General features: G+C 42.2%; 10 protein-coding genes and 2 pseudogenes. 5 read left to right on the forward strand and 7 right to left on the reverse strand.

The window, feature by feature from the left end; all coding sequences use genetic code 11:
- The 6 genes and pseudogenes from H6G26_RS36235 to H6G26_RS36260 form a co-directional block, all read right to left on the reverse strand.
- A pseudogene (locus H6G26_RS36235) lies at positions 1-470 on the reverse strand (hypothetical protein); the annotation flags it as partial.
- A 27-nt stretch (positions 471-497) separates the two neighbouring features.
- Entirely contained in the window at positions 498-674 is a 177-nt protein-coding gene (locus H6G26_RS36240; protein WP_242054180.1) for a DUF1392 family protein, read from the reverse strand.
- Between the two features lie 154 nt (positions 675-828).
- The gene (locus tag H6G26_RS43310) at positions 829-1,221 is read right to left on the reverse strand and encodes a hypothetical protein (RefSeq protein WP_242054181.1); all 393 of its coding nucleotides are present in this window, start codon (positions 1,219-1,221) and stop codon (positions 829-831) included.
- Between the two features lie 25 nt (positions 1,222-1,246).
- Positions 1,247-1,450, reverse strand: a complete 204-nt coding sequence (locus tag H6G26_RS36250) for a hypothetical protein (RefSeq protein ID WP_190736245.1) — start codon at positions 1,448-1,450, stop codon at positions 1,247-1,249.
- 204 nt (positions 1,451-1,654) lie between these two features.
- On the reverse strand, positions 1,655-2,521 hold the full coding sequence (locus H6G26_RS36255; protein ID WP_190736247.1) for a hypothetical protein: 867 nt from the start codon (positions 2,519-2,521) through the stop codon (positions 1,655-1,657).
- A gap of 123 nt (positions 2,522-2,644) precedes the next feature.
- Positions 2,645-2,968: a hypothetical protein gene (locus tag H6G26_RS36260; RefSeq protein ID WP_190736249.1), complete on the reverse strand. Its 324-nt coding sequence runs from the start codon at positions 2,966-2,968 to the stop codon at positions 2,645-2,647.
- Positions 2,969-3,043: 75 nt separating this feature from the next.
- On the opposite strand from H6G26_RS36260, the gene H6G26_RS36265 reads away from it, so the two are divergent.
- The 3 genes and pseudogenes from H6G26_RS36265 to H6G26_RS43320 all read left to right on the forward strand — a co-directional run bounded on the left by H6G26_RS36265 (position 3,044) and on the right by H6G26_RS43320 (position 4,515).
- Positions 3,044-3,316: a hypothetical protein gene (locus H6G26_RS36265; protein ID WP_190736251.1), complete on the forward strand. Its 273-nt coding sequence runs from the start codon at positions 3,044-3,046 to the stop codon at positions 3,314-3,316.
- A 149-nt stretch (positions 3,317-3,465) separates the two neighbouring features.
- Positions 3,466-3,762 (forward strand): annotated as a pseudogene (locus H6G26_RS43315) (hypothetical protein); the annotation flags it as partial.
- A 375-nt stretch (positions 3,763-4,137) separates the two neighbouring features.
- Complete coding sequence (locus H6G26_RS43320) at positions 4,138-4,515, forward strand: hypothetical protein (RefSeq protein WP_242054183.1); 378 nt, start codon at positions 4,138-4,140, stop codon at positions 4,513-4,515.
- Between the two features lie 299 nt (positions 4,516-4,814).
- On the opposite strand, the gene H6G26_RS36275 is transcribed toward H6G26_RS43320, so the two are convergent.
- Positions 4,815-5,426 carry a glutathione S-transferase family protein gene (locus H6G26_RS36275; protein WP_190736253.1) on the reverse strand — a complete coding sequence of 204 codons (612 nt, stop codon included), beginning with the start codon at positions 5,424-5,426 and terminating at the stop codon, positions 4,815-4,817.
- Positions 5,427-5,563: 137 nt separating this feature from the next.
- Between H6G26_RS36275 and H6G26_RS36280 the strand changes: the two genes are divergently transcribed.
- The gene (locus H6G26_RS36280) at positions 5,564-5,803 is read left to right on the forward strand and encodes a hypothetical protein (RefSeq protein WP_190736255.1); all 240 of its coding nucleotides are present in this window, start codon (positions 5,564-5,566) and stop codon (positions 5,801-5,803) included.
- Positions 5,804-5,888: 85 nt separating this feature from the next.
- Positions 5,889-7,387 (forward strand): hypothetical protein (locus tag H6G26_RS36285; RefSeq protein ID WP_190736257.1); only part of this gene is annotated, 1,499 nt, incomplete at its 3' end.

The following is a 7,387-nucleotide window of genomic DNA, read 5'->3' on the forward strand; positions in this document are numbered from 1 at the left end:
AGTAAATGCTGTTCTTGCTCTGCCAAGTGTTTAGCTAGAGCAGCGAGTAACTGTATTTCTGTCATTCCTGTTTTGTTGTCAGTGACAGGTTTAGTCCAGCCTAATTTATCTTGAATCCACGCACGAATACCGATGGTGTTGAATGAACGACATACCAATCTGGCTTGTTTAGTACAGTATCTACCAGCTTCGTAAGCGTAATACTCTAGGATGATTGCGATCGCCATATCAGGGATACCAACAGTTCTCCACTCTCGAAGTCCACCAGCCTCAAATCCTTGTATGATAATGCTTTGGGCTAATTTAGTCGGTTTTAGTTCACCACTTTGAAGATGATTAATGATTGCAGCGTGGTCTACTCCAGCTAGCCTTGCAGTTGCTCGAATACTGGCTTTAGCCTGACCATTAGCGTCAACTTCAATTTCTTCTTTAATCTGTTCGATCATTTGGCTGATTTCAATTTGCGACATAATTTTTCGTTGCGTAATTAGAGAGAATTAAACATTCACGCGCACTAAACTTTTTTCACCAACTAATGAGAAACGATTCGATATAGTTGGTGTCTTAATTAACGTTGGTGACATCAATTCAACAAGGTAAAACCAAGAATTATTCACAAGCCCAATCCCCAAAATCAGCCGTTGTTTTGTTCCTCTATCGTGAGAACATAGCATGATACAAAGACTCAGCATGATTGGGATATTCACACTTGTTTGAAGCCCAAGCCAAACACATGGTTTTGATTAGTTCATTAATCTGGTTAATATCAAGTAAACTTGGGCGGTCAACATCCTGGAATTGCAACCACTCTTTGACCAAATCAAGTTTCTAATAAACAGAAAGTTCTCGATTACGCTCTAATTCGCATTGCAAATAGGTGAGCGCAGTTTGAGCATCAGCAATGTTTAAATCTGGTTGATATCCATCGTTCAACAGTTGTTTGTAGTCTGAGTGCATAGCAATAAGGGATATCAGGTTTTGGGCTTGTTCAGCTAACTGGTGGAGACGCGGATTAGACATTTCAATGCCGAGCCTTGAACATAAATCCTCCGCTTTAACACCAAAAGTCCCTGGCTCAATCTCCGTCGCTAACTCTTCAAGCAGAGATTGAAAATTCGGATGTTCATCGTTGATTTCAACCTCAATCAAATCTGCACTGCGTTTAACGACGGTTGCCCAATCTGGCAGAGTAGCTGAAATAGTTTTCGCGTAAAGTTTCATAATTATTTCCTCTTGGATTAATAACCTAAAAATCCTCGGCAATTTCCAACAAAAAACCGCGTCCCGTGTTCTGTACTTGCACCAGTTCTTTATCCAGCAGAGTTTGAATTACTGAATCAGAGAATTGGAATTGCAGACGATGCAGTGGAACACAACCACCGCAAAGCCGAATCAAACGCAGCAAATGGTTCGCTCTACGGTCAAAGGTGTTATCAATCGTTTTAGGCATTTGTGAAACCTCCGGTTAAGACGGTTAACTGTCGGTTGAGAATGCTTATTTGCTGTTGGTAAAAATCAATTTCAGCAGTGATTTGCTGGAATTTGAAAGGAACTTACTGAGGTCTTTACCAAAAGTGATAGTTATATTTGGAACTGGTAAGTCATTGGAAATTTATTGGATTAGAGGAAGTAGGCATAAAAGCCTACTTTTTTCCTACGCCGCTACTAATTGACTGTTGGCAAATACTGTCTGATACTCCAGCAGCCTGCGCCATTCGCTTGCACTAAGTTCGTCAAATGCCCTATCCAAGAGTTCGTCGCAAAATACCGACGATACTTCGATCACAGATAGCGATTGCACTGCCGACTCCACCGAGTCACACGCTATCTTCTGCTGATGGACTGAAGAAGCCTGAATCAACCACCAGCCGCCGTCAGTGCATCCCACTTCACCCAGTCTCACGTTGTTTCGATAAATCCCATCATTGAGGATTTCAAAGCCGTACTTCTCGCATTCTGCGAAAATCTGCACCATGATTTCGTTGCCAGTGGTAGAAGAGGACAAGGAGCAGGGTGCGGGGTGCATGGGAGAGAATTTTTCCCCTCTGCCCCCTGGTCCCTGCCCCCCTGCTTCTTCTTGCACAGGTAATGAGCCGTCTTTGTAGTGAGTGCAGATGAAGCGATCGCAACGCATTAGAGTGTTGGCACGAAATACTTCTTTGTCGTTGACCATTACTACCCAGCGTTGTGTTAAGTGGCTGTTGTCATGGCTGATGCTAGCTATCAGTTTGTCATCAGCGTAATATTCATGATGGTCAAACGAGATTTCGATTATTCTGAGGGGTTCGGGAGCTACAACTTGGGCTTGGTCAGCGATGAAGTGGTCGAGTTCGGCTTGAGCGAGGGCTTGGTTGTCAACTTTCTGAAGCTGGGTGGATTGGTGGGTGATGATTGCGTTTACCCAGGTTTCAGTCGCTCTTCTGTCGCCGGTAGGTGTAACGCCTAATTCGGCAGCGATTCTTTTGAGGCGGGGGAGGTTATAGCGGGAGAGGGCTTGCTGTGTGTATTTGGGATAAGTCATAATTGATATTCCTGCCTCGACAGGGGTTAGGTTTTCGCAAAGGGCGATCGCTTCGTTGTCCAGACGGGGGCGGTCGTCTTTTGTTATTCCTATTTTATCAACTCCGAGTAGACAAATCAACTGTTAGGCGACATTTTTTTGTAAAATAGCCAAAAGTTCAGATGGATCAATGTATACAGCCGGAAAGAGCTGCTTAAAATCGGCATCAAGAGCATTGCAGATAGCTACGATTAAATCAGTTGAGACGGCTTCAGCTTTGCCTACCTCCAGCTTATGAATATACTGGTAAGTGCAAGTTACTCCATTATTGTTAACCTTGTCGGCAAGGGTTCGCATGGGAATGTCACCACGTAAAGATTGTAAGCGTTTTCCCAGTTCAGAACTCCATTTTAGTCTGTCAACGGAATCGAGAGAAATCATCAGTTTACTTTTATCATTCTTACTCACATTGTAATCTCCCAGTTGACGTAAAATAGCTTGGTGACTACTACGAGTTTAAAGTTTCATCAAAGCTGGGAGAATATGAACCCACAAACTTTACAGACAGCGATAAATGGTGCAACGAATGCCTACGTTGGACTGCACCAAGCCATATATAAACTGCGACACCGTTCAGTTAACGAAGCAAAGCAACTGCTGGCGCGTCAAAATGTTGTACTGGCGACGGCTATAGCTCCAAAATACACCTTGGGATTTTTAACGTGGCAGGTAAGCTTATGCCGCTTTTTTTGTCATGGACATTTTATACACGGCAATATAAAGACAATGCCAAAACCTACAAAGCAACAAGGATAGCTACCACAGATGCAAATATATATGTAAACAAGCCAAGGAAAAACCCCAACCTCAGTAAAAGGTTTGGGGAATTTATATCAATTTAATCACACCTCCATCATGGCACAACTCGATATTCGTTCCAGCATTGTTCAGCTAGAGATGGAATAATGGCTAAACCATTCTCTAAGCGTAAAAAGCCTACCCCTGCTGCATCCAGTGACGACACGCCACCAGATAACCAAGACCTTGAAGAAAACCCAGCTACAGCAACAATTACCGTTACTGCTGTTGAAATTCCCGAATTAACCGAGCAAGAGATTAGCGATCGCTTGCATTTAGAACGCAAGGTGGAACGTGCATTTTTTGAGGCAGGCAAGGCATTGGCCCAGTTGCGCGATCGCAGGTTATACAGATCCACTCATCGCACATTTGAGGAGTATTGTCGTGATAGATTTGGATACACCCATCGCCGAGTCAATTATCTAATAGCTGGTTCTGTAGTATTTGACAACATAGTAACGGGAACAAATTGTTCCCAAAATGAGGGAGTGGATGAAACGGGAACAAATTGTTCCCAAAATGAGGAAGTGGATGAAACGGGAACAAATTGTTCCCAAAATGGGGAAGCGGATGAAACGGGAACAAATTGTTCCCAAAACGAGGAAGTAGACAAAACTCAACTTAACCTCTCACGAATCCTGCCGACTAACGAAGGACAAGTGCGCCCTCTGGCAAAGCTAGAACCCCAGTAGCAGGTTAAAGTTTGGCAACGGGCAGTACAGGAGGCTGGCGGTAAAGTTCCCAGTGCCAGGATCGTTACTGATGTTGTGCAGCGCATCATGGAGCGAACCCAAGTACCCAATACCTACCAAATCGGGGAAGTCTGTCAAATCCTTGCAAAAGATAACCCAGAACTGAGGGGAAAGGGCGGGTGTTGGGTAATTGTCAGTGCAGTGAATGACTTTAGTTGCAGCGTGAGAGCCTGGGATGGCGAGTGTACCATTGGGGTGAAGCACCTGAAATCATTCAACTACCTGCCCCAGGATTGTCAGCAGATGCAGGTAATTTGCGATCGCATCAGTCGGGTGTATTCCGATTCGCTAGAAGAGACAGTCAAAAGTCTGTTGCAGTTATTGGGGAAGGTGAATCGGCCTTATCTTACTGTTGTGGAAGAGAAATTGTTGAGTGTTTTGGAGTCTGAATACGGGCAAAGATAACACCCTAAACAATTTTGGCAATTTGGCATCCAATGTCTTTGGGTTCCAGTTTCAATGGAGTTAGCAAAGCAACGGGACAGTGAAGAAGTTGTACGAGGGAAAAGATAGAACTTCCCGCTTCTTGACATCCAGCTATGCCAGTTGTTTAATTTAGTGCTGTAGAACCCCTCTACATGATTCATACAGCGCTCAACAGAGTTCAGTTCCCACTCTACAACTGGCTAGAAATTAGCAAAACTCAATAGAATCTCAGAATCTGTCTCGCCCTTCTTTGCTTCCCCAATATTAGACCTGAATCCTTACTTTTTTGGAATAGTTGACTTGACTGATTCACGCTCCTGTAATCTATTAAACCAGTCTCTCAAATAAGGATACTGAAGAAGCCAGTCTTCATTTAAGCGAAAGCTGTAATAACCGAGGGAACATAATGCTGCCACATCTGCTGCTGTCCATGTTTCACCCTCTAGCAAATATTTAGTTGAACGCAGTTGTCCATCAAAGATTGGTAAAAGGCGATTAATTAATGTTTCATATTTTTTTCGATAATAAGCAGGAGCTAGATCACCCATAAAATCTAGTACCCATAAACCGATAATATTATCGCCTAAAGTATCTGCTAGTTGTTCCCATTTACGGCACTCAAGCCGTATGTGAGGAGCGCTTGGGTAAAAGCTAGGCTGTGGATAAGTTTCGTCTAGATACTCCGCAATCAATGTAGAGTCCCAAATTACCGTGCCATCTTCATCTACAAACACAGGGACTTGACCAATAGGAGAAATTTCAAGGAATTCAGAGGGTTTATTGGCTAAATTAATTTCTTTGAGTTCACAATCTAAATTTTTCTCTACTAAAAATATTCGGATTTTCCGAGAAAAGTTTGATTGCTGATGATAATATAACGTTCTATTCATAGATTTATTTTTATACAAAAAGTGGGTCTAATACTAAACTGCATTCAAAAATAGTACCCCATGATTGCGACGAAGAAAGCAATCTCATGGACTCTCACTAAAACCGTTCTATCTTAATCTCTTAGGCATGGTAAACTATGGAATTACAACACCTAAAGTTTTGCAATTATCAACCTGCCGAATGTCAGCAGATGCAGTCTCTAAGGGATGTCCAAAGACCAGCCGCTATGCGTTTACGCATTACACGAGTGTGTTCCACTGGGCTAAAGGAGTCAGTGCAAAAGTTTTTAGAGTCGTTGGGGAGGCTGAATCGGGCTTATTTGACGGCTTTAGAAGAGAAATTGTTGAGTTTGCTGGAAGCTGAAATTGCAAATTAACGTTTGTTAAATAATGTTTGACTGTCCTCCTCGTTACTTCCGGTTGAAATAGGCTATTTATGTAATGCTAAGGGGATTTACCAAGATGCCAAAAAAGAGCCAGAGCAATTCTTTGAGTAAGATTAAACAAGAAACCTCTGTTGGTTCGCGCATCTTTGAAGCACTTACAGAAGGGGAAATTTCCCAGCTACTGGATGAATTATTTGCGGTTTTATCCGACGAACAGCGAGTAACTGTGTTTGCTCAACTGCAAGGGAATACCCAGGAGACTTTAACTCAAATCATCGCTCCACCTCAAACAGTAGAACAGGTAAAAACAAGCAAAGCACAACCAACTTCTTTGACAAAATTAGCTCAAACTTGGTCCCAATTATGGGGAGAATGGAATCAGATTATTTGGCAAGCATCCCAGCCAGAGGGAAAATATATAGTCCAAGAAGCAAGCTGGGAAGAACCTTATTTTGATGACTGTACTTTTGTTGAAGATTTAGAAGCAGTTGCACAAAAGATGAAGCCATTGGTAAAAACGGCTTTTGAGAATGGCTTTAGTAATGACGATGGTTTTGCAGCCAGTTTGTTGTCAGCAGAAAGTGAAATCTCTAATGGTATACTCGACTGGATAGAAATTGCTAATGGTATTCATTTGGAAGGAGCGACAACAAGTAGCTTATTGGAATGGGAATGGTTATTGGTGCAGTCACAAGGACAAGATGGGTTCAAATTAGCTCAAAAAATTAGGGAATTGGATGAGGAATTTTACCACACCAGTTTAGATGATGATGCTGTGACCGATTTCTTTTGCCATTTACCTGATGTTGAAAAAAAGTTAATTTTTGACGGATTGACAGCCAATCGAGAAGCTTCTCTGTGGAAGCATGACCTAGAGAATACTTTTTCTTATTGGCATATAGTTTACATGGAATTGATGCAGCAATTTGCAACCCCAGAGATATATTTGAACAATCTCCGGGCGACTATTTCCCAGGAATGGCAAAATGGTTTACCTGTAATTGAGGATTTGTTGGCTAAACAGGAATATAGAGAAAGTCTTACAGTGATTCAAGAGACTTTGGATGCGTTATTAAAAAACAAACCTGACTTGAATCCCTGGACACCAGAAAACTCGCTGCTATTTGTTGCTGTGGGTGGATTTTCTTACGCTCCTGGGAATTGGGAAAAGGAAAAAACTTTACTTCGCTATTATCAGCAAGCTGTTCGAGAATTGGGAGAAATCGAACGGGTGAATGCTTTAGAAATTCAGCATATTACTTTTGAATGTTGTTACGACTGGTCGAGTATGTTCACAGCTTTTTCTGAGATACCAGTTAATAAAGATACTTGGCAAGCCTTGTTTACATCTTGGCGTGAATCAATAATTAAACGTGGTACACCATACAGGTATTCAGGTTTATATGCACATCAAAAACCCGTAGATACTTGGTGGTTGCATTGGTTGCTCGATAGTATCACAACTAAGGAAAAAGGACATACTTGGTTTAGGCAAAAAATTATCGAGTGGCTGGAGAATTTACCTGGAGAACAGGGGCAACTGGGTGGGGAATATAGTGTTTTACATTTGTTAAC

Source organism: Nostoc sp. FACHB-888 (assembly GCF_014696655.1).
Lineage (GTDB): Bacteria > Cyanobacteriota > Cyanobacteriia > Cyanobacteriales > Nostocaceae > Nostoc.